18 protein-coding genes and 1 tRNA gene are annotated in these 19,979 nt (G+C 57.9%); 11 read left to right on the top strand and 8 right to left on the bottom strand.

Annotation, left to right across the window (positions count from 1 at the left end; translation table 11 throughout):
- Positions 1-107: 107 nt before the first annotated feature.
- On the bottom strand, positions 108-1,496 hold the full coding sequence (locus tag V6936_RS10635) for a phosphomannomutase/phosphoglucomutase (RefSeq protein WP_336579837.1): 1,389 nt from the start codon (positions 1,494-1,496) through the stop codon (positions 108-110).
- A 128-nt stretch (positions 1,497-1,624) separates the two neighbouring features.
- On the opposite strand from V6936_RS10635, the gene V6936_RS10630 reads away from it, so the two are divergent.
- Positions 1,625-3,040: an FAD-binding oxidoreductase gene (locus V6936_RS10630; RefSeq protein ID WP_336579836.1), complete on the top strand. Its 1,416-nt coding sequence runs from the start codon at positions 1,625-1,627 to the stop codon at positions 3,038-3,040.
- Between the two features lie 16 nt (positions 3,041-3,056).
- Positions 3,057-3,743 (top strand): phosphatase PAP2 family protein, encoded by a 687-nt coding sequence (locus tag V6936_RS10625; protein WP_003803841.1) that lies wholly within the window; start codon positions 3,057-3,059, stop codon positions 3,741-3,743.
- A gap of 193 nt (positions 3,744-3,936) precedes the next feature.
- Here the strand turns inward: V6936_RS10625 and fahA are convergent, their stop codons facing one another.
- The 6 genes from fahA to mutM all read right to left on the bottom strand — a co-directional run bounded on the left by fahA (position 3,937) and on the right by mutM (position 10,420).
- Positions 3,937-5,262, bottom strand: coding sequence for a fumarylacetoacetase (gene fahA / locus V6936_RS10620; RefSeq protein WP_059318636.1), 1,326 nt, complete (start codon positions 5,260-5,262; stop codon positions 3,937-3,939).
- Positions 5,259-6,563 carry a homogentisate 1,2-dioxygenase gene (hmgA, locus tag V6936_RS10615; protein ID WP_003803824.1) on the bottom strand — a complete coding sequence of 435 codons (1,305 nt, stop codon included), beginning with the start codon at positions 6,561-6,563 and terminating at the stop codon, positions 5,259-5,261. Before hmgA ends, fahA begins: the two co-directional genes overlap by 4 nt.
- Before the next feature lie 14 nt (positions 6,564-6,577).
- Positions 6,578-6,787 carry a DUF2783 domain-containing protein gene (locus V6936_RS10610; RefSeq protein WP_003803823.1) on the bottom strand — a complete coding sequence of 70 codons (210 nt, stop codon included), beginning with the start codon at positions 6,785-6,787 and terminating at the stop codon, positions 6,578-6,580.
- Complete coding sequence (locus V6936_RS10605) at positions 6,775-8,448, bottom strand: FAD-dependent oxidoreductase (RefSeq protein ID WP_059318638.1); 1,674 nt, start codon at positions 8,446-8,448, stop codon at positions 6,775-6,777. The genes V6936_RS10610 and V6936_RS10605 overlap by 13 nt, the downstream gene beginning before the upstream one ends.
- Before the next feature lie 24 nt (positions 8,449-8,472).
- Positions 8,473-9,429: an MBL fold metallo-hydrolase gene (locus V6936_RS10600; RefSeq protein ID WP_003803820.1), complete on the bottom strand. Its 957-nt coding sequence runs from the start codon at positions 9,427-9,429 to the stop codon at positions 8,473-8,475.
- Positions 9,430-9,592: 163 nt separating this feature from the next.
- On the bottom strand, positions 9,593-10,420 hold the full coding sequence (gene mutM, locus V6936_RS10595) for a bifunctional DNA-formamidopyrimidine glycosylase/DNA-(apurinic or apyrimidinic site) lyase (protein ID WP_131071284.1): 828 nt from the start codon (positions 10,418-10,420) through the stop codon (positions 9,593-9,595).
- 122 nt (positions 10,421-10,542) lie between these two features.
- On the opposite strand from mutM, the gene V6936_RS10590 reads away from it, so the two are divergent.
- From V6936_RS10590 to ychF, 9 genes are all read left to right on the top strand, one after another.
- Positions 10,543-12,288 carry a tetratricopeptide repeat protein gene (locus tag V6936_RS10590; RefSeq protein ID WP_336579835.1) on the top strand — a complete coding sequence of 582 codons (1,746 nt, stop codon included), beginning with the start codon at positions 10,543-10,545 and terminating at the stop codon, positions 12,286-12,288.
- Between the two features lie 2 nt (positions 12,289-12,290).
- Positions 12,291-12,881, top strand: a complete 591-nt coding sequence (locus V6936_RS10585) for an outer membrane lipoprotein LolB (RefSeq protein WP_059318641.1) — start codon at positions 12,291-12,293, stop codon at positions 12,879-12,881.
- Between the two features lie 20 nt (positions 12,882-12,901).
- Positions 12,902-13,840 carry a 4-(cytidine 5'-diphospho)-2-C-methyl-D-erythritol kinase gene (gene ispE / locus V6936_RS10580; protein WP_336579834.1) on the top strand — a complete coding sequence of 313 codons (939 nt, stop codon included), beginning with the start codon at positions 12,902-12,904 and terminating at the stop codon, positions 13,838-13,840.
- Positions 13,841-13,845: 5 nt separating this feature from the next.
- Positions 13,846-13,922 (top strand) — tRNA-Gln (locus tag V6936_RS10575).
- Between the two features lie 104 nt (positions 13,923-14,026).
- Positions 14,027-14,977, top strand: coding sequence for a ribose-phosphate pyrophosphokinase (locus tag V6936_RS10570; RefSeq protein WP_003803813.1), 951 nt, complete (start codon positions 14,027-14,029; stop codon positions 14,975-14,977).
- Between the two features lie 97 nt (positions 14,978-15,074).
- Positions 15,075-15,671, top strand: a complete 597-nt coding sequence (locus V6936_RS10565) for a 50S ribosomal protein L25/general stress protein Ctc (protein ID WP_003803811.1) — start codon at positions 15,075-15,077, stop codon at positions 15,669-15,671.
- A 126-nt stretch (positions 15,672-15,797) separates the two neighbouring features.
- Entirely contained in the window at positions 15,798-16,394 is a 597-nt protein-coding gene (gene pth / locus V6936_RS10560) for an aminoacyl-tRNA hydrolase (protein ID WP_003803810.1), read from the top strand.
- 3 nt (positions 16,395-16,397) lie between these two features.
- The gene (locus tag V6936_RS10555) at positions 16,398-17,219 is read left to right on the top strand and encodes a CPBP family glutamic-type intramembrane protease (RefSeq protein ID WP_003803808.1); all 822 of its coding nucleotides are present in this window, start codon (positions 16,398-16,400) and stop codon (positions 17,217-17,219) included.
- Positions 17,220-17,350: 131 nt separating this feature from the next.
- Positions 17,351-18,442, top strand: a complete 1,092-nt coding sequence (gene ychF, locus V6936_RS10550; protein ID WP_003803805.1) for a redox-regulated ATPase YchF — start codon at positions 17,351-17,353, stop codon at positions 18,440-18,442.
- A 248-nt stretch (positions 18,443-18,690) separates the two neighbouring features.
- Here the strand turns inward: ychF and V6936_RS10545 are convergent, their stop codons facing one another.
- Positions 18,691-19,926 carry an autotransporter outer membrane beta-barrel domain-containing protein gene (locus V6936_RS10545; RefSeq protein ID WP_336579833.1) on the bottom strand — a complete coding sequence of 412 codons (1,236 nt, stop codon included), beginning with the start codon at positions 19,924-19,926 and terminating at the stop codon, positions 18,691-18,693.
- Between the last annotated feature and the right edge of the window lie 53 nt (positions 19,927-19,979).

Raw genomic sequence — 19,979 nt, 5'->3', positions numbered from 1 at the left:
TTGAAGTCTTGGATTCACAACCAAGTCATCGCAGACAGTTCAGCCCGTTTTTTTAGATTGCCAGAGCCTGGAGCAGGGCTACTGGACGCTAGTGAATCAACGCGACTTTAGAAAGGCAATGCCGCATCCGGCTTCAAGGCCAGCAGTGCCGCCCGGAACTCCCCTTGAATCCGATCGAGCGCGTCTTGGGACTGGGCCTCGAAACGCAGCACAATCACGGGCGTGGTATTGGAGGCGCGAGCCAGACCGAAGCCATCGGGATACTCGGCACGCACGCCATCAATGGTGTTGAGCTGATTGGCGCTTGGGAAACGCCCTTCTTTTTGGAGCCGGGCAATCAGGGCATGGGGCTCACCCTCGGCCAGTGGCAGTTTCAGTTCGGGTGTCGACAAGTCCTGGGGCAAGGCTTCCAGTTCGGCCGTGGGGTTGGCTGTGCGCGAGAGAATCGCCAGCAGGCGTGCACCGGTGTACAGGCCGTCGTCAAAGCCATACCAGGCTTCCTTGAAGAAAACGTGGCCGCTCATCTCGCCAGCCAGGGGGGCGCCCGTCTCGGCCAGCTTGGCCTTGATCAGGGAATGACCGGTCTGCCACATCAAGGGTTGGCCGCCAGCCATGGCAATTTCCAGAGCGACATGGCGGCTGCATTTCACGTCAAAAATGATGGTGGAGCCAGGTTCGCGTTGCAAAATATCGCGTGCATACAGAATCAGTTGACGGTCTGGCCAGATGATCTGGCCCGAGCGCGTCACTACGCCCAGGCGGTCGGCATCACCGTCAAAGGCCAGGCCCACTTCACAATCCGTGTTTTGTACATGCGCGATCAGGTCTTGCAGATTGTGCGGCTCGGCCGGGTCAGGGTGGTGGTTGGGGAAGCTGCCATCCACCTCCTCAAACAGCATGTCGACCTCGCAGCCCAGGGCCTTGAACAGCCGGGCGGCAACGACGCCGCCCACGCCATTGCCACAGTCCAGGGCGATCTTCATCGGGCGCGCCAGGGTGACGCGCTCGGCGATCGTGCGCACGTACTGGTCCAGCATATCTTTCTTCTGGCCTGTACCGGGTTGAGGCGCTGGCTGGGCGCCGGCCTGCATGCGTTGCATCAGGCCCTGGATGTCCTGCCCGTGCAGGGTCTTGCCGGCCATCATCATCTTGAACCCGTTGTAATTGGATGGGTTATGGCTGCCGGTAATGGCAACCCCCGAGCCTGTTTCCAAGACATTGGCGGCAAAGTAAACGACCGGGGTGGGTACCATCCCCAGGTCCACCGTGTTGACACCCCCTGCCTGGATGCCTTTTTGCAGGGCCTGGGACAGAGAAGGGCTGCTATGGCGGCCATCGTAGCCCACGACCAGGGTTTGAACGTCTTGTTCACGGGCACTGGTGGCCAGTGCCAGGCCCAATTGATAGGCGAAGTCTGGGTTCAGTTGTTCGGGAACCGTGCCTCGAATATCGTAGGCCTTGAAAACAGCAGTCGGTAGGGCAGGAAGCTGGGTCACGTCGTGTCCTGAGTGGATAAGTAAAGAATGTAGTTTAGCGTGAATGCCCCCCGCTTTCGTGAGTTACCATTAAGAGCTGTAGCGCGACAGCAAGAGCGCCCGACTGTTTTTCTTGAGTGGCTTGGGTCATGACTTTTCTAAACGAACTTGAACAGCGTATTGGTCAGCAACATGTGCTGACAGGACAATCCATGCAGCAGTACCTGGAGGATTGGCGAGGACGCTATACCGGCACTGCGGTGGCGGTTGCCCGACCAGCAACGACGCAGGAAGTGGCCCAGGTCGTGCGCCTCTGTGCTGAACATCGTGTGCCTATTGTTCCGCAGGGCGGCAATACGGGTCTGTGTGGCGGCGCGACGCCGGATAACACGGCCACCGCACTGGTATTGTCCCTGGAGCGTTTGAACAAAATTCGCAGCGTGGATACCGAGAACGACACCATGGTGGTGGAGGCGGGCTGCATTTTGCAGAATGTGCAGCAGGCCGCCCGCGACCATCAGCGCCTGTTTCCCTTGAGCCTGGCCGCCGAAGGCAGTTGCACCATTGGTGGCAATCTGGCCACCAATGCGGGCGGCACGCAGGTTCTGCGTTACGGCAACGCGCGTGATCTGACGCTGGGCCTGGAAGTGGTGACCGCCCAGGGCGAAATCTTGCACGGTCTGCACGGCCTGCGCAAAGACAATACCGGTTACGACCTGCGTAATCTATTCATTGGCAGTGAAGGGACGCTGGGCATCATCACGGCAGCCACCATCAAGCTTTATCCCCAACCTGTTGCTGCCAGCACCGCCTTGCTGGCGCTGGACACCATTGAGGATGCAGTACACGTGCTGGCCTTGGCACGCCAGGGTCTGGCAGCCTCCCTGACCGGTTTTGAGTTGATTGCGGGCAATTGTCTGCAAGCGGTGCTGCATTGCTATCCCGATCAACGCATGCCGTTTCAGGGGCCGGCGGCCCAGGCAGCCTGGTATGCCCTGCTGGAGCTGTCTGATAGCGAAAGCCTGGAGCATGCGCGCGAGCGCTTTGAAAGCGTGATCGGGCAGGCCCTGGAGCAGGAGCTGGTACAGGATGCGGTCATTGCGGAGACCATTGCGCAGAGCAAGGCGCTGTGGCATTTGCGTGAGAGCATTCCGCTGGCCGAGAAAGCCTATGGGAAAAGCATCAAGCATGATGTTTCCATTCCCGTCTCCCTGATGGCTCAATTTGTGCATGAGACGGACCAGGCCTTGCAGGACGCTTTTCCAGGCTTGGAAAACGTGACTTTCGGACACCTGGGCGATGGCAATTTACATTACAACGTGGCACGTGGAACGGCTTTTACGGAAGAAGAGCTGTTAAAGCGCCAGGACGAAATCTATACCCTGGTCCACGATAGCGTCCATCGTTTTCAGGGCTCCATCAGTGCCGAGCACGGCGTAGGTCAACTCAAGCGTCAGCTTTTGCCCCGCTATAAAGACCCGGTGGCGTTGAGTCTGATGAAACAAATCAAGCTGGCGCTGGACCCCTTGGGGATTATGAACCCCGGCAAGGTCTTGCCTGACTGATTGACGTGGTGGCCGGATGCTTTTTCGCCCTTATATCCTCGGTAGTGCGGTCTTTTTCCTTGTTTTGGGAGTTCTGGCCTCGGTCACCATGGGCTCGGCAACGGACTTGTCCTTAAGCGCCTTTTTCTTCGATCCTCAGATGCGGGACTTCCCCTGGCGATTGCAGCCGTTTGTGGATTTGTTCGGTCGCAAGCTGGTGTGGTTCGTGCCCTTTGGCGGGGCAGTCATCGCTGCGGTTGTGGCCTGGCGCTTACCCAGGGGCTCTTGCCGGCAGTTGGCCTGGGCAGGGGCCGCTTTCTACATGGGCAGCGGCCCCTTGCTAATAGGCGTATTGAAGCATCTGACCGCCATGCCAAGGCCTTTTAATCTGGCCCTGTTCGGTGGCACGGAATCAATGCCTGATTATTTCTGGGCCCATTCCTGGGCCCAGGCAGGTAACGCCTTGCCCAGCGCTCATGCTGCATCCGGCTTTGTGCTGCTCTCCCTGTTTTTTGTGGGTGTCATGGTAGGCTGCCGCAAACTGACTGCCGGAGGATTTGTTCTGGGACTGGGCGCGGGCCTGTTGTTTGGCTTTTTACGCATCATGCAGGGTTATCATTTTCTCAGTCAGGTACTGGCCTCCGGCGCAGTACTGGGCCTGTATGGTTGCGTTCTGTTTTATCTTTTATGGACCTGGGCCAGACACAAACCGTTGGAATCTTGATGGTTTGATCCATGCTAGCCTGCCCGCCGAGGCATTTGTCTGTCTGGAGTGGCCCGAAGAGTTGGCTTGTTACGGCCTGATGTTAGCCCGACCAGCCGGCTCGAATGGCGTATAAAAAACACCCCGGTTTCTGATACGGAAACCGGGGTGTTTGGCTCAAAGGCGCTCAAAAAGGGCCTGACAGCCTCCTTGCCTACACAATAGCGGGCAAGACGCGTCCGGCACATTCGCCAAAAGAGAGGGTCGGGTAGCCATCCTGGCGGCAGAAACCCTTAAGAATGACCTCGTCCTGATCTTCCAAGAAATTGCGCTGCTCTCCCCAAGGCAGATCAATCGGGTTCTTGCCCCCCTGGTTCATTTCCAGCAAAGAGCCTTCCTGACCTTTGCCCGGACCGGACAAGGTGCCAGTGCCCAGCAGATCACCGGTTTGCAGATTGCAACCGTTGACGCTGTGGTGGGCAACGAGTTGGGCCACGGTCCAATAGGCTTGCTTGAAGTTGCTGCGCGAGAGCAGGGCCGGATCTTTGTGTTGCTGGCGTGACTGCTCGGTGCTCAGGTACACCTCCAGCTCCACATCCAGCACGCCGCTTTCCAGATTGGCCTGGTCCTGCAAATAGGGCAGGGGCTGAGGATCGGATTCAGGACGACTGAATGGGCGACGGAAAGGAGCCAGAGCTTCCAGTGTTACTACCCAGGGGGAGATGGTCGAGGCAAAGTTCTTGGCCAGGAAGGGCCCCAAAGGCTGGTATTCCCAGGCTTGCAGGTCGCGTGCCGACCAGTCATTGAACAGGCACAGACCAAAAACGTGCTCGTCTGCCTGACCGATAGGAATACGGTGACCCGCTTTGTTGCCTTTGCCAATCAGAATGCCCATTTCCAGTTCAAAGTCCAGGCGCTGACAAGGACCAAAGTTGGGCTGCTCCTGCCCCTCGGGTGGGCGGGTCTGGCCGATGGGGCGCGGGAACTGCTGGCCAGACACACCGATGCTGGACGCCCGGCCGTGGTAGCCAATAGGCACCCACTTGTAGTTGGGCAGCAAGGGTGCATCGGGGCGGAACTGTTTGCCCACTGCTGTTGCGTGGTGCACGGAAATGTAGAAGTCGGTGTAGTCGCCAATCTGGGCGGGCAGGGCGTATTCCAGCTTGCTGCGTTCGATCAGCATGGGGCGCAGGCGCGATTCGGCCGAGGAGCCCTGGCGCAAGTCCTGCGACAAGGCGGCACGCAGTGCGCTCCAATATTCCTGACCCAAGGCCATCAGATCATTGAGAGCCGGTTTGACGCAGGCTGCCAGGGCGTCGGCGGCTTTGCCGTGCCAGGGGGTATCGCAGGCCAGCAGGCCCAGATCCAGGGCGTAGGGGCCGATCGCCACCATGACACGGAAGTCTTCCTGACTGTCACGGCGGCGCGCTACGGCAAAGGGCAGGTTCTGGATAGGAAAGCCGTTGTCGGCCTCGTTGGCGCCGGGCACCCAGCTTTGCAGCGTGGGATCGTGAGTGTCATTCAGATAAACGTGGGTCATGCCTTTTGTTCCGTAGAGAAATGTTTTTCCAGACCGTCCCAGACGGCATCGTAGTTAGCCTGCAGGCTGTTGCTTTGCAAGGCCCGAGGCGAGGGACGAATCACTTTGCGGGTTTCAAACATAAAGGCCATGGTACCGCGCAGATAGTCCGCCTTGCTCAGATCTGCGCGGCTGGCCTTGTCAAAGGTGCTGGCATCGGGGCCGTGCGGGCTCATGCAATTGTGCAGGCTGGCACCGCCCGGCGCAAAGCCATCGGCCTTGGCATCGTACACACCCTGGATCAGACCCATGAACTCGCTGGCGAAATTACGGTGGAACCAGGGTGGGCGGAAGGTATTTTCCATGGCAAGAATGCGGGGCGGGAAAATGGCGAAGTCCAGGTTTGCCGTGCCCGGCGTGTCCGAAGGGGAGGTCAGCACAGTGAAAATACACGGGTCGGGATGATCGTAGCTGATCGAGCCGATGACATTGAAATCCCGCAAATCGTATTTGTAAGGCGCATGCGTGCCATGCCAGGCCACCACATCCAGTGGCGAATGGCTTAATGCGGCGACCCAAAAGCCGCCGGTAAATTTGGCGATCAGTTCATGTGGCTCGCTGACATCCTCGTACCAGGCGACCGGTGTCTTGAAATCGCGTGCATTGGCCAGACCGTTGGAGCCGATCGGACCCAGTTCGGGCAAGCGCAGCGGCGCGCCGAAATTCTCCAGCAGATAGCCCCGGGCGGTATCGTCCAGCAGCTCTACCTTGAAGCGCACGCCACGAGGCATGACGGCAATTTCGCAGGGTTCGATTTCCAGGATGCCCAGTTCGCTGAGCAGACGCAGACGCCCTTGCTCGGGCACGAACAGCATCTCGGCATCGGCGTTGTAAAACACCCGGCGTCCCATGGACTGGTTGATGGCATACAAATGGATGGCAATGCCGCTTTGCGAGTCGCTGCTGCCATTGCCTGCCCAGGTGTGAACGCCGCCCAGAAAATCAGTGGGTGTATCGGGCAGGTTCAGCGGATTCCAGCGCAAGCGGTTGGGGTTGGCCGGCCCGTGTCCGAAGTCCTCATTCCAGTAGGGGGCTCCCTCAAAAGCGGCAAAGGCTCCCTGTTTGGCGCTGGGGCGAATGCGATACAGCCAGGAGCGGCGGTTATCGGCGCGCGGCGCCGTAAAGGCGGTACCGGACAGTTGCTCAGCGTACAAGCCGTAGGGGCAGCGTTGGGGCGAGTTGCGCCCAAGGGGAAGCGCACCGGGCAGGGCCTCGGTGGCAAAGGCATTACCAAAACCAATCTGATACTTCAAAGCGCTCATTGGGATCTCCAGATTCAGGCGGCCTGCTCCAGGCAGGTCTGGCGGGCGGCATCCAGGGCTTGCTTGATCACGTCCAGCGAGCCGATATGATTGCACAGCAACAGTACCAGGGCGGCATTCATGGCATGGCTTTGGGCCGTGCTCAGGCCCTGGTGGGCATCGATCAACATCTGGTAGAAGTCGTCAGCCCGTTCCAAGGGGGTATGGGTATTCAGTGTAGACATGAAGCACTCTCCAGGAAATGGCCACAGGCTTTTTGCAGGGCAATACGCACAGCCTGCCCATCCAGATGACGCCAGCGGGCGCACAGGTGTTGATCGGGACGGATCAGATAGCAGGAGCCGGGCTGAGCGTCATAACGCTGACGCAGCATATCCTGGCTGTCGATGATGTCACCTTGGGCCTGGACAACTGGCGTGCCTGCCGGCCAGACGCGCCGGCGGGTCATGAGACCTTGGGCGACCAATTCTTCTAGCGCTTCAGGCTGGCTGGTCTGGCCTTCGCCAAATTCCAGCAAGGTAAAGCCTCTACCCAATTGACCCAGCCACCAGCCTGCCTGACCGTTTTGCTCGATAGGCGCATCGGGGACGCAGGCGCCCAATGGCGTGGCGCAGGCGGCAAATTCGTGTGTGTCAGCCGTATTCAACGGGCTGTCCGGATAAGCGCTGGGCAAGGACAGGCGACCGCTATTGACCAGCACACGGGCAAAGGCGTGGCGACGCGCCAGAATCAAGGCTGCATCACGGAACAGGCGGCTGACTTCGCTTTTAGGGGTAATGAAATCTGTTGAACGGCTGGAGTGACGAATGTTCTCGTCCGCGGCCAGCTCACGTTCATGACGGTAGCTGTCCAGCAGGCTGTCGGGGGCCTGGGCATTCAGAACCAGATTCAGCTTCCAGGCCAGGTTGTCGGCGTCCTGGATACCGCTATTGGCGCCGCGTGCGCCAAAGGGCGAGACACGGTGGGCCGAGTCTCCGGCAAACAGGATGCGGCCATGACGAAAGCGCTCCATGCGCTCGCAGGCAAAGGTGTAAATGCTGACCCACTCCAGTTCAAAGGGGGCGTCGGCACCGAGCAGGGCGCGAATGCGGGGCAGCACGTTCTCGGGCTTGACGGCTTCCACGGGGTCCGCATCCCAGCCTAGCTGGAAGTCGATGCGCCAGACATTGTCCGGTTGGCTGTGCAGCAAAACAGACTGGTTGGGATGAAAAGGCGGGTCAAACCAGAACCATCGTTCAGCGGGAAAGTCCGCCTGCATGCGCACGTCCGCAATCAAAAAACGGTCCTTGAACACGCGTCCGCTGCTGCTTTCCCCCAAGGCGCGGCGAATGGCCGAGCGTGAACCATCGCAGGCCAGCAGCCATTCTGCTTCCAGAGTGTAATGGCCTTGCCGGGTTTCTATATCCAGATGCACGCCGTTTGCCTGATTCACCACGTTCAGCACTTTATGGCCGGAGCGCAGCTCAATCAGGGGCTGGGCGCAGACCGCTTCGTAGAGATAGCCTTCGCAGTAGTACTGCTGCAAGTTGATGAAGGCGGGACGCTGGTGGCCTTCTTCCGGCAGCAAATTGAAACTCCAGACCTCCTGGTTGCGGAAAAAAACTTTGCCCACATTCCAGGACACGCCTTTGTCCATCATGCGAGCGCCCACGCCCAGGCGGTCCCAGATGTCCAGGGTGCGCTTGGCAAAGCAGATGGCCCGTGATCCTTTGGACAGCGTCGTGTCGTCGTCCAGAATCACGACCTGGTGGCCTTTGGCCGCCAGGTCCAGAGCCATGGTCAGCCCCACCGGGCCGGCCCCCACCACCACGACAGGGTGGCGGTGATGGGCGGCCGGCGGGGGGGCTTGTGTCAGCTCCAGGGTCTGGTAATTAATGTCTCCCATCTTCTCTCTCCCTGGCCTGGCGTCTTATTGACCTTCGAGCTGCTTCCACATTTCCAGATCGCGCTCGGCGGTCCAGATACGTGGGTCTTCGTGACCGTTGACCTCGTCGTAGGCACGGGACACATCAAAGGGCATGCAGTGATCGAAAATGACCCAGTCCGCATAGCGCGGCTTCATGAAATCGTAGGTTTCGCGGTAGATGGTTTTCAGATCTTTGCCCGCCGCAGCGCCTTGCTGCACGCTGGAATACAAGTCGGTCAGAAAGGCACGGGTGCCTGCCAGGGCCTGACGCACCTCCGTAGCGTTCTTCAGCGCAGGGCCACGGCCAGGAACCATTTTCTCTGCCTTGAATTCGTCCAGACGATCTAATGTGCGTGGCCATTCGCGAAAGTAGCAATCGCCTGCGTAGGGAGTGGACTGATACTCGACCAGATCACCGGCAAACAGGATTTTTTCCTTGGGCAGCCAGGCGATGGTGTCGCCTTTGGTATGGCCGCGGCCTACTTGCATCAGATGGACCTCCAGATTGCCCAGGTCCACCGTCATGTGTCCTTCAAACGTCATGGTGGGCCAGGTCAGGCCGGGAGGGATGGATTCGGCGTTGCGAAACAAGCGAGGAAAACGGCCAATTTCGCTGGCCTTGTCCTGCTCGCCACGTTCCACGATCAGGTCGTAAGTGTCACGGCTGGCCAGGATCTCCTGAGCCTGGTAAGCCGATGCGCCCAGTACGCGCACGGCGTGGTAGTGCGACAGCAGCACATACTTGATGGGTTTGTCGCTGACTTCGCGGATGCGGCGAATGACATCCTGTGCCATTACCGGCGTGGCTTGAGTGTCGATCACCATAATGGCCTCATCACCAATGATGATGCCTGTGTTGGGATCACCTTCAGCCGTGTAGGCGTAGGCATGGTCGGACAGTTTTTCAAAGGCAACGACTTTGTCTTCCAGGTCGTTGTGCGAGGCGAAGGACTTGCTCATGAAAATGACTCCACAGTCGATAGGGATGATGTCAGATTAGTTTATGGCGAATCAGTTAGATATAGGTGAATACCTGAATAGGGTATAGGCCTGCTGTTAAAACGCGCGTGCGCCTGCCTGCCGGAACCGGCATGACAGGCAGACAGAAGGGAAGAGAGCGGGCTTAGCGGCGTTGGCAGCGCGAGCAGTAGTAGGTGGCGCGCTGACCCTGAACGATACGTTTGATGGGCTGTTGGCAACGCGGGCAGGCTTTGTCCACCCGTTCGTACACATTGGCGTGAATGGCAAAGTAGGCACCTGGCTCGCCACTGGCGTTCACGTAGTCGCGCAAGGTGCTGCCCCCTGAGTCCAGGGCGGCCTGCAGGGTGCTCAGGATAGCCGCGTGCAGTTTCTCGCAGCGATGCAGAGAAACTTCACCGGCAGGCAGTTCGGGATGAATGCCCGCCAGAAAAAGAGATTCGGAGGCATAGATATTGCCCACGCCCACGACAATCTTGCCGCCGAGCAGAGCCTGTTTGATGGCCATGCGTCGTCCCTGCAAATGCCGGAACAGATAGGCCGGCGTAAACAAGGGGTCAAAAGGCTCAATGCCTAAAGTACGTAGCAAAGGATGGTTTTCCAGCGGGCCGTCCTGGTGGGCATGCCATAATATCGCACCAAATCGTCGTGGGTCATGCAGCAGGAAGCGGGCCTCGTCAAAAATCCATTCCGCATGATCATGTTTGCGGCGTTCTTCCTCCAGCGCCACGCGCCGCAGGGAGCCCGACATGCCCAGATGGATGATCTGCACGCCTTTTTCAAAATGCAACAACAAGTACTTGCCTCGACGCGTGCAGTCAAGAACGGTCTGGTCTACCAGGCATTGGGGCAAGGAGGCGGGCACGGGCCAGCGCAGACGTGGTTCGTGAACCAGGAATTGTCGGACGTTTTTTCCTTGGATAACCGTCGCAATTCCGCGACGAGTTGTTTCAACTTCTGGCAGTTCAGGCATGGGGGGGTGATACCATCAACAAATCTGATTCCTTTATTGTGCCATCGGGCGTTTTATCGCGCGTATCAGGGCACGGGTTTTTCTGGATGAATGCTCTGACCTTAGCACTAAAGCTGGGCCTGATGTCGTTGCTTGCAGCGGTTTCGGCGCAAGCACAAACCTCACTTCCCATACTCAAGGCGGAGCCGCCTGTCGACACCATCCGCTTGCGCAGCGGACAACTGCCGTTGGTAGGCTTGACCTCGGACATCCTCTATCGCATTTTGGTGGCCGAGGTTGCGGCTTCCCGAGGCGAGTACGATGTTGCCAGCCAGACTTTTCTATCCTTGGCTCGTGACACCAGTGATCCTCGGCTGGCTCAGAGCGCGTTTCAATATGCAATGGCCGACCGTGATCTGGGCCGCGCATTGCGGGCTGCCAAAGAGTGGGCCCTGTTAGCCCCCAACGATGCGGAAGCCAAGGCCACTGCCCTGGCGCTGGAAGCGTCCAGCGGTCAGACCGAAGGCCTGGCAGATGCCTTGTGGCTGCGCATTTCACGGGCTGAAGATAAAGAGCAGGCCGTGGTACAGGCCATGAGCATGGTCAGCAAAATGGTGGATCGCCGACTGGCGCTGGAGGTGCTGGACAAGGCCTTGCAGCAGCCGGTGCGTTCTTTGCCTATCGCCCGTCTTGCTCTGGCCGATACCGCCTGGAGTGCCGGTGACGCAGCACGCGCGGAGCGCGAGGCACGGGAAGCCCTGAAACTGGACCCGCATTCTGAAGCAGCCGCGCAGCGAGTGCTGGAATATGGCATCAAGATTGATCCTTCGGCTGCCTTGCAAAGCGCACGTGCCTTCGTACGCGACAATCCGGACAGCCGCAAGCTGCAGTTATTGTTGGCCAATCGTTTGGTCGAGCGTCAACAGTTTGACGAGGCCCAGGCCATTGTCAGCGCCTTGCAGCGCGCTAACCCGGAAGACTTTGACCTGCTCTATACCCAGGCCGAAATTCACATCCGCGCCAAGGAGTATGCGCAGGCCCGCCAGTTGCTGGAACAATATATTACGGTTCAGCAGCAGCGCCGCCAGTCCTTGAATGACGCCGTCAATACGGCTTTGGCCAGCATCTCCGAAGCTCGCTTGTCCCTGGTGCAGATTGCCGAGGCGCAGGGTGATCTGAACGAGGCTATTCGTCAGCTGGATTTGATCGAGGAGCCTGCGCTGCGTTTTCAGGCGCAGATTCACAAGGCGGTTCTGCAGGCCCGTCAGGGCAACTTGCCCCTGGCACGCCGTACTTTGGAAAGCTCCCGCCCGCGAGATATGAGTGAGCAGGTGGTGGTGGCCCTGACCTATTCCTCCATTTATCAGGACAGCGGTCGTACGGATCAGGCTCTGGAAGTGTTGGAGCGCGCTGACCGTGAGCTGCCCGACAGCCCTGAAATCAAATACAACCTGGCCATGCTGTACGAGCAGCGGGCCAAGCATGATCAGTTCGAGGCTCTGATGCGCCGCGTTATCGAGTTGCGCCCTGACCACGCGAATGCGTATAACGCCTTGGGCTATACCTATGCGGATCAAAATCGCCGTATGGACGAGGCCCAGGATTTGCTTGAGCGCGCCATGGAACTGGAGCCGGACAACCCCTATATTCTGGATAGCGTTGGCTGGTATCTGTTTCGCATCGGTGATTTGCAGGCCGCGCTGGAGTATCTGCAACGTTCCTACGAGCGTTTGCCCGAGGCGGATGTGGCTGCCCATCTGGGAGAAGTGCTCTGGGTCAAAGGCCGTCGCGAAGATGCCATGCTGGTCTTTCGGGCGGGCTTGAGTAAAGATCCAGACAATCGCACTTTGACTGAAACCCTCAAGCGACTGGGAGTGCCGCTGCCGTGAAGATGTTGAAACAGCGCTTATGGTATCGGGCTGCGGCCCTGACGCTGCTTGCCGTGCTCAGTGCCTGTGCCACCCCCCCCCAGCCCAAGGACGGCAGTGGCGCCGAGGCTGATCAGGCCTCCAGCGCGTTGTCACGTTCAGGTCGCTTTGCCGTAAGCGTGACGCACTCCAGCTCGCAGGTCGAAGCCGTGCAGGGTGGTTTTTCCTGGCGTGATGATGGGCGCAAGCTGATGCTGGATTTGAGCAATCCATTGGGTAATACCTTGGCGCGTGTCTGGGTACTGCCGGGGCAGGCCATTTTGGAGCGTACCGACGGAAGCCAGGAGCTCGCCACTCATCCGGATGCGTTGGTGGAACAGGTTCTGGGCAGCCCCGTGCCCGTGGCCGGCTTGCGGGACTGGCTGCATGGCCGCACGGGCAGTGCCCCCGTTCAAAGTGAACGCAGGGACGATCAGCAAAAACTGAGCAGTTTCGAGCAGTCCGGCTGGCGTGTGACGCTGTCGCGTTACGACGAACAAGGCCCGCGCTTGCTCCAGTTGAACCGTCATGAAGCCAATCGCTCCATCAGCGTGCGTTTGGTTGTGGACCAGTAAAGCGCGAGCAGGTTTGTGTCATGGCGCTCTACAACGTCCCGGCTCCGGCCAAGATCAATCTGTTTTTACACGTCACGGGTCGTCGTGAAGACGGCTACCATTTTCTGCAAACCGCCTTCCGCTTTGTGGATCTGAATGACTACCTGAGCTTCGTTCCACGTAGTGACGGACAAATCTGCCGGGTACACAGTACCTTGAGCGATGTGGAGCCTGAACAGGATCTGGTGATCAAAGCCGCTCGTGCCCTGCAACAAGCGACGGGCACCCGGCAAGGCGTGGATATTTCTTGTGTCAAGAACATTCCGTCGGGAGCGGGGATGGGCGGTGGCTCCAGCGATGCGGCCACGACCCTGATTGCCTTGAACCGTTTGTGGAACCTGGGCCTGAGCCGTCAGGCCTTGATGGATATTGGCTTGCCTCTGGGCGCCGATGTGCCGGTTTTTGTATTCGGACAGGCTGCATTTGCGGAAGGGGTAGGGGAACAATTGCAGGCCATTCAGATGCCGCCCCGGGACTACATCATCATTCGGCCACCGCAATTTATATCCACAGGAAAAATATTTAGCGCCGAATGCTTGACACGCGATGAGAAACCGATCACAATAACGTTCTTTACTGATTGGCAAGAAAAATTCTGGCAAGCCAAGGATAATAATCCTTATTTTGGCAGAAACAATCTAGAGTCGGTTGCATTTAATCTTTATCCTGATTTGTTGCTGTTAAAGCAGGGTTTGCAAAGTTTAAAATTAAATGCTAGAATGACGGGCTCAGGTTCTTGTTTGTTTGTTGAGTGCAGAGACAAACAAAGCGCCATGAAAGGTCAGTTTGAAATTGACCGAAATAGCAGTAAAATAGATTTTTCTGGTAGCGAAGAATCAAATAGTGGTAAATTGCTGGTCGATCAAACATGGGTTTGTTCTGGTTTGCAAGATCATCCGCTACGCTACTGGATTAAGTAAGTATTTGGGGAATCGCCAAGCTGGTTAAGGCACCGGATTTTGATTCCGGCATGCGAAGGTTCGAATCCTTCTTCCCCAGCCACCTTTCAGGCCTGGCCTGCGATAATGTAAAGCTGTTGAGTCGTTTCCTTGTAGGGGTTTCGATCAACAGCTTTGCTTTTCCTGCATCAAAATCTATCTCCCATCATGGCACAAGACCGATTCATGATCTTCACCGGCACGGCTAATCCTCGCCTTGCTGTCGATGTCGTCAACCACCTTGATATGTCGCTGGGGAAAATGACGGTGGGTCGCTTCTCTGACGGGGAAGCCATGGTTGAAATCAACGAGAACGTGCGCGGTCGCGATGTTTTTGTTCTGCAGCCCACCTGCGCTCCCACTAACGACAATCTGATGGAAATCATGGTGATGGTCGATGCCTTGCGCCGCGCGTCGGCCGGTCGCATCACCGCTGCCATCCCTTACTTTGGTTACGCCCGCCAGGATCGACGCCCCCGTTCGGCGCGTGTGTCGATCTCGGCCAAAGTCGTGGCCAATATGTTGCAAGTGGTCGGTGTTGATCGCGTCATGATGATGGATCTGCACGCAGACCAAATCCAGGGTTTCTTCGACATCCCGGTCGACAATATCTACGCTTCCCCCATTTTGCTGGGCGATATCTGGCGCTGTAATTACCAGGACATGGTGGTTGTCTCGCCTGACATCGGCGGCGTGGTGCGCGCACGTGCACTGGCCAAGCAACTGGAAGTGGATCTGGCCATTATCGACAAACGTCGCCCGCGTGCCAACGTATCCGAAGTCATGAACATCATTGGTGATGTCAACGGACGCACCTGCATCCTGATGGATGACATGGTGGATACGGCCGGTACGCTGTGCAAAGCGGCCGAAGCCCTGAAAGAGCGCGGTGCCAAGGCGGTTTACGCTTACTGTACGCACCCTGTGCTCTCGGGCGAAGCCATCGAACGCATTACGCAGTCCCAATTGAACGAGCTGGTTGTGACGGACACCATTCCGTTGTCCGCCAAGGCCCGCGAGTGCAGCAAGATTCGTCAGCTGTCCTGTGCAGCACTGCTGGGCGAGACCATCTTGCGTATCTCGAACGCCGAGTCGGTCAGCTCCTTGTTCAGCGATTAAGTTTTTTAACGTGTGCTGGTCGCGGCACACGTCAACTAGGTAGTCCGCTACCACTTTTCAGCAGTACGCCTCAAGCGTTCTGCCATTGGAGTTTTAAATGAAATTCACCGCTACGTCGCGTGATGTACAGGGTACGAGTGCGAGCCGCCGCCTGCGTCACGCTGGTCGAGTTCCTGCAATTGTTTACGGTGGCGAAGAACAGCCCGTCGTAATCTCGCTGGACCATAACGAGATCTACCACAACCTGCGCAAAGAAGCGTTCCACGCATCCATCCTGACGATGGAACTGGACGGTAAAGCTGAAAAAGTGCTGTTGCGCTCGGTTCAGTGGCACCCCTACAAGCAGCAGGTTCTGCACGTTGACTTCCAACGCGTTCTGGCTTCGCAAGCCATCACCACCAAAGTTCCTCTGAACTTTGAAGGTGGTGAAGTGTCCCCAGCTGTCAAGCTGAGCGGCCAGGTCATCAGCCACATCCTGACCGAGCTGGAAATCACCTGCTTGCCCGGTAACCTGCCTGCGTCCATCACGGTGGATCTGAGCGGTATGACGGCTAACGCCAACCTGCACCTGGACAGCATCAAGCTGCCACTGGGCGTGACTTACGCTGGCAACGACACCAACCCTCTGCTGGCTGCTGCCTTGCCAGTGGGTGGTGCTGCTGCTTCGGAAGAAACCGAAGAAGGCGCCGAGTAATCAAGATTGCCTGTCGGCTTTGGCCGGCTTGCAGCTTGGCGAATCAACCCCTGTCAGCGTATGCTGGCGGGGGTTTGTTATTTCTGCCTGCGCCATTGCTGGTGTATGCCTCCTGCGAAAACATTCATGTCTGAGCCTATCCGTTTGATTGTTGGCCTGGGTAATCCCGGCCCCGAGTATGAAGCCACCCGTCATAATGCGGGCTTTTGGTTGGCAGACCAGTTGGCCGATGATCTGCATGCGAGCTTCAATCTGGAAAAGTCATTTTTTTCCTGGGTCGCCAAAGCGCGCTTTGAAGGTGAGAACGTCATCATCGCCAAACCCATCACCTTCATGAACAAGTCTGGGCAAGCCGCCGGGGCCTTGATGCGTTTTTACAAGCTCAAGCCCGAGCAGGTGCTGGTCCTGCATGACGAGCTCGATTTGCTGCCCGGACAGGTGAAGATGAAAAAAGGAGGCGGGCACGCGGGGCATAATGGCCTGCGCGATATTCAGTCCGCCTTTGGCACGCCGGATTTCTGGCGCTTGCGCCTGGGGATTGGTCACCCTCGCACCCTGGGCCTGGCCCAGCAAGTGGTGAATTTCGTACTGCATGCGCCCCGTCAAGAAGAGTTGCGCGAGATTGAAGATGGCATGAACCGGTGCCGGCTTATGATGCCTGCCTTGCTGCGTGGCGACTTTGAGCAGGCCACCCGCCAGCTTTATGCTCCGCAGAAGGCCTGATGCATGAAGTCAGTGCCTAGTAGCCCGCTGCGTTTTAGGGATGAGCTCAAAGACTTCTTTTACTTTTTGCGCCATCCCCGCAGCGCCCGACGCTTGCCTGGCAGGGTACCGGGTGATGGCTGGTATCTGGACTGGTTTGCTCCCTTGCCCTGGAAGCGTCTGCTGCAATGGGCGGGCATGCTGTGGCTGATTAATGCATTGGTACTGGGCCCAATCGCGGTCTCGGTGGCGGGTCTAGGTGGTGCACAGCATCGTCTGGACCCGACCCGCATTCCTTGGGCGCAAGCCATCATCTGGGCGCCCATTGTGGAAGAGCTGGTTTTCCGCTTTGTGCTCAGACGTCCGTCCCAATGGCTGACAGTGGTCCCCTTGGCCGTGTTTCTGATGTTTCAGGGACCAAGTGGGTGGTTGATACAAGCACTGCTGGTTTTGTGTCTGGCCGTCTGGATCAGTCGTTATACCGGCATGCCCCGTGAAGCCTTGCCCGCAGATAGCGGATGGTGGCGCAGGTTGGTGGGAGCAGTGCAGGGGAGGGCATGGCGTTTTTCATCCATGCGACGCTATTGGCGTTGCTTTCCCTGGGTGTTTTATGGTGCAACGCTGGCCTTTGGCGCATTGCATTTGTATAACTTCCAGCTCAACAGCATGAGCTGGTATTTGCTGCCCTTGCTGGTCCTGCCCCAATGTATGACCGGACTGGTGTTGGCCTGGCTGCGTGTGCGTCGAGGCATGGGCGCCTCGATTGTGCTGCATGCCATCTTTAACGGTGGCCCGGTCTTGCTGATTATCGGACTGCTCAAGTTGTTTGACGGTATTCCGGTTTAAGAATACCTGCCGTTCAAGGCGCTCTCCTGTGTCCCCGGCACGACTGTTCTGATCCGTCTGCAGGCGCTGTAGCGCCCAAGGGCGCTACAATAGCGCATCGTTTATATAACTCTTTGATTTTCAGGATACTCATGGCACTGCAATGCGGCATCGTTGGCTTGCCCAACGTTGGTAAATCCACTCTGTTTAACGCTCTGACCAAAGCCGGCATTGCGGCTGAAAACTACCCCTTCTGCACTATCGAACCGAACGTCGGTGTGGTCGAAGTTCCTGACCAGCGTTTGCAAGATCTGGCTAAGATCGTGAATCCCGAGCGCATTTTGCCTGCCGTGGTGGAATTCGTAGACATTGCCGGTCTGGTGGCGGGCGCCTCCAAGGGTGAAGGTCTGGGTAACCAGTTCCTGGCCAATATCCGTGAAACCGACGCAACCGTGCATGTGGTGCGCTGTTTTGCCGATGAGAACGTGATTCACGTTGCCGGCAAGGTGGACCCCTTGGCAGACATTGAAATCATCAATACTGAATTGGCGCTGGCTGATCTGGGCGTGGTCGAGAAAGCCCTTCACCGCAATCAGAAACTGGCTCGTTCGGGCGATAAAGACGCTGCCAAGCTGGTTGCCTTGCTGGAGCGTATCGAAAAAGCGCTGGGCGAAGGCAAGTCCGTGCGCTCGCTGAAGCTGGACGAAGACGAACTGCACCAGATCAAATCCTACGGCTTCATCACCGCCAAGCCCACCATGTACGTGGCCAACGTGAAAGAAGACGGCTTTACCAACAACCCACACCTGGAAGCCGTGCAGAACTACGCTGCCGCTGATGGCGCTCCTGTGGTTGCCGTATGCGCTGCCGTGGAAGCCGAAATCGCTGAGCTGGACGACGCCGACAAGATCGAATTCCTGTCCGATCTGGGCATGGAAGAACCTGGTCTGAACCGTGTGATTCGCGCCGCCTACAGCTTGCTGGGCCTGCAAACCTACTTCACCGCAGGTGTCAAAGAAGTGCGTGCCTGGACCATCCGCGTGGGCGACACCGCCCCTCAAGCCGCTGGCGTGATTCACACCGATTTCGAGCGCGGCTTCATCCGTGCCCAGACCATCGCCTTTGACGACTTCGTGGCTTGCAAGGGCGAACAAGGTGCCAAAGAAGCTGGCAAAATGCGTGCGGAAGGCAAGGAATATGTCGTGAAAGACGGTGATGTGCTGAATTTCCTGTTCAACGTCTAAGCGAGTTGTGCCGGTGGTAGAAATGGCAGGCCCCTCTCGGGGGCCTGCTTTTTTATGCTTCCGTTGTGCCCGGACACGACTCTTGCCTCAGGTGTCGGGCTGCCACTGTTGTGCGAGGTGTGGTTTTAGTGAGCGTGCCGCGCGAGTCGTCTGGAGCCGTTTCTGAATAGAGTGACGGTGCCCTGAGCAATTGGGCTCTGGCTCAGGCGCGAGGCAGAACGCGGCAAGGAGCGGCAAGACAGACCAGCCTAGAAAAGATAGGCCGTATTCAAGTACATGGCTGTTTGTGGACGGGTGCCTGGAGCCAGCTGCACGCTGATGCCTGCACCCAGTGTCCAGTGATGGCTGAGCTGACCCATTACCCCCCATTCCAGCAGTCCTGCATCACGCGCCTCTTCCTGATCCGTGGGCAGGTAAAGGTGGCGTTTACTGTAGGGGCCGTCCTGCAAACGTGCGCCTAGCAGTTCCGCCGGTTTTCTGAATTCGTGCAGCCACTCTGCGGAAGTGTACAAGGACCACTGATGGCTGATGGCGACATTGATTTGGTAGCCCACACTGCTTTGCACAGAACGTTGGGACTGTGCATCAAAACTCATGGTGGTGGACAGATTCGGATCATCTTCGGATAAAGGCTTGATCCGGGATTGTTGCATGCTCAGGCTCAAGAGCGGCCCGTGAGTCACACTACCTGTCTGCCAGTCGTAGCCCGTGCTGATCTTGCCGCCATACTGCTCGCCCCCCGCTTTGGCCTGATGCTCTCGCGCCGCCGTGCCCAAATACAGATGGCGGCGGGTCTTGTTATCCAGATCGCTGTAGAACAACTGAGCATTCACCCAAAATTTCTCGGATTGCCAGCGTCCGTACAGACCTGCCGATTGGCGCTTTTGACTATATGTTCCTTCCTCGTCCGTGTCGCCATCCAGGTTCTCGTAAGACAGATAGGCGCCCAGTGTCCACGCATCCAACGGTTGGTCCACGCCCAGTTTCCAGGCGGTCTGAATACCCTCCGGGCGCGCATTCGCGCTGTTGCGACTGCCGGTTATGGCTTCTCCCTGAAACCAGACGGCCAGCTCTGAATCCTGGGAGGCGCTGAGCGTTTGCAGACGACGGTCAATATGCTGCATTTGCATTTGGCCGGCCGTGTTGGCCGAGGAGGCCAGCATGGCAACCTGGCTAGGGGCGCTGACGACAGACTGTGCATATTCGGCAAGGAGCTTGTGATGCTCTTCGCCTGTGGCTACCGGAGTGACGCCATAAGCCTGCGGGTCGGCAGCGATCTCCTGCAAAAGTGCTGACACATTCAGGGAAATAGTCTCGGTCGCCGGATCGCTTATTGGCCCAGCCAGCGCGTGGTTGTAGACGTTTCCTGGCAAGAGGGCGGCAGTTGCGCGGGCGTGAGCGGCGGTCTCTTTGTCGGAACCGGCTTGGGCTTGGGTGGCGGCGTGCAGGGCCATCAGAGCCAGAGCAAGACAAGTTTTCTTCATGGGCCTGCTCATTCTGTAAAGAGCCTTTCATCGGCCTGGGCGGTACCGCTTTG

The sequence above is a fragment of the Alcaligenes sp. CHO6 genome, assembly GCF_037120595.1.
Classification (GTDB): domain Bacteria; phylum Pseudomonadota; class Gammaproteobacteria; order Burkholderiales; family Burkholderiaceae_B; genus Alcaligenes; species Alcaligenes ammonioxydans.
This window is presented reverse-complemented; position numbering and strand designations above follow the sequence as displayed.

Excerpts from the sequence above, each read along its gene's own strand:
- V6936_RS10630 (WP_336579836.1), top strand. The coding sequence starts at position 1,625 with ATGACTTTTCTAAACGAACTTGAACAGCGTATTGGTCAGCAACATGTG.
- V6936_RS10625 (WP_003803841.1), top strand. The coding sequence starts at position 3,057 with ATGCTTTTTCGCCCTTATATCCTCGGTAGTGCGGTCTTTTTCCTTGTT.
- fahA (WP_059318636.1), bottom strand. The coding sequence starts at position 5,262 with ATGACCCACGTTTATCTGAATGACACTCACGATCCCACGCTGCAAAGC.
- hmgA (WP_003803824.1), bottom strand. The coding sequence starts at position 6,563 with ATGAGCGCTTTGAAGTATCAGATTGGTTTTGGTAATGCCTTTGCCACC.
- V6936_RS10610 (WP_003803823.1), bottom strand. The coding sequence starts at position 6,787 with ATGTCTACACTGAATACCCATACCCCCTTGGAACGGGCTGACGACTTC.
- V6936_RS10605 (WP_059318638.1), bottom strand. The coding sequence starts at position 8,448 with ATGGGAGACATTAATTACCAGACCCTGGAGCTGACACAAGCCCCCCCG.
- V6936_RS10600 (WP_003803820.1), bottom strand. The coding sequence starts at position 9,429 with ATGAGCAAGTCCTTCGCCTCGCACAACGACCTGGAAGACAAAGTCGTT.
- mutM (WP_131071284.1), bottom strand. The coding sequence starts at position 10,420 with ATGCCTGAACTGCCAGAAGTTGAAACAACTCGTCGCGGAATTGCGACG.
- V6936_RS10590 (WP_336579835.1), top strand. The coding sequence starts at position 10,543 with ATGTCGTTGCTTGCAGCGGTTTCGGCGCAAGCACAAACCTCACTTCCC.
- V6936_RS10585 (WP_059318641.1), top strand. The coding sequence starts at position 12,291 with ATGTTGAAACAGCGCTTATGGTATCGGGCTGCGGCCCTGACGCTGCTT.
- ispE (WP_336579834.1), top strand. The coding sequence starts at position 12,902 with ATGGCGCTCTACAACGTCCCGGCTCCGGCCAAGATCAATCTGTTTTTA.
- V6936_RS10570 (WP_003803813.1), top strand. The coding sequence starts at position 14,027 with ATGGCACAAGACCGATTCATGATCTTCACCGGCACGGCTAATCCTCGC.
- V6936_RS10565 (WP_003803811.1), top strand. The coding sequence starts at position 15,075 with ATGAAATTCACCGCTACGTCGCGTGATGTACAGGGTACGAGTGCGAGC.
- pth (WP_003803810.1), top strand. The coding sequence starts at position 15,798 with ATGTCTGAGCCTATCCGTTTGATTGTTGGCCTGGGTAATCCCGGCCCC.
- V6936_RS10555 (WP_003803808.1), top strand. The coding sequence starts at position 16,398 with ATGAAGTCAGTGCCTAGTAGCCCGCTGCGTTTTAGGGATGAGCTCAAA.
- ychF (WP_003803805.1), top strand. The coding sequence starts at position 17,351 with ATGGCACTGCAATGCGGCATCGTTGGCTTGCCCAACGTTGGTAAATCC.
- V6936_RS10545 (WP_336579833.1), bottom strand. The coding sequence starts at position 19,926 with ATGAAGAAAACTTGTCTTGCTCTGGCTCTGATGGCCCTGCACGCCGCC.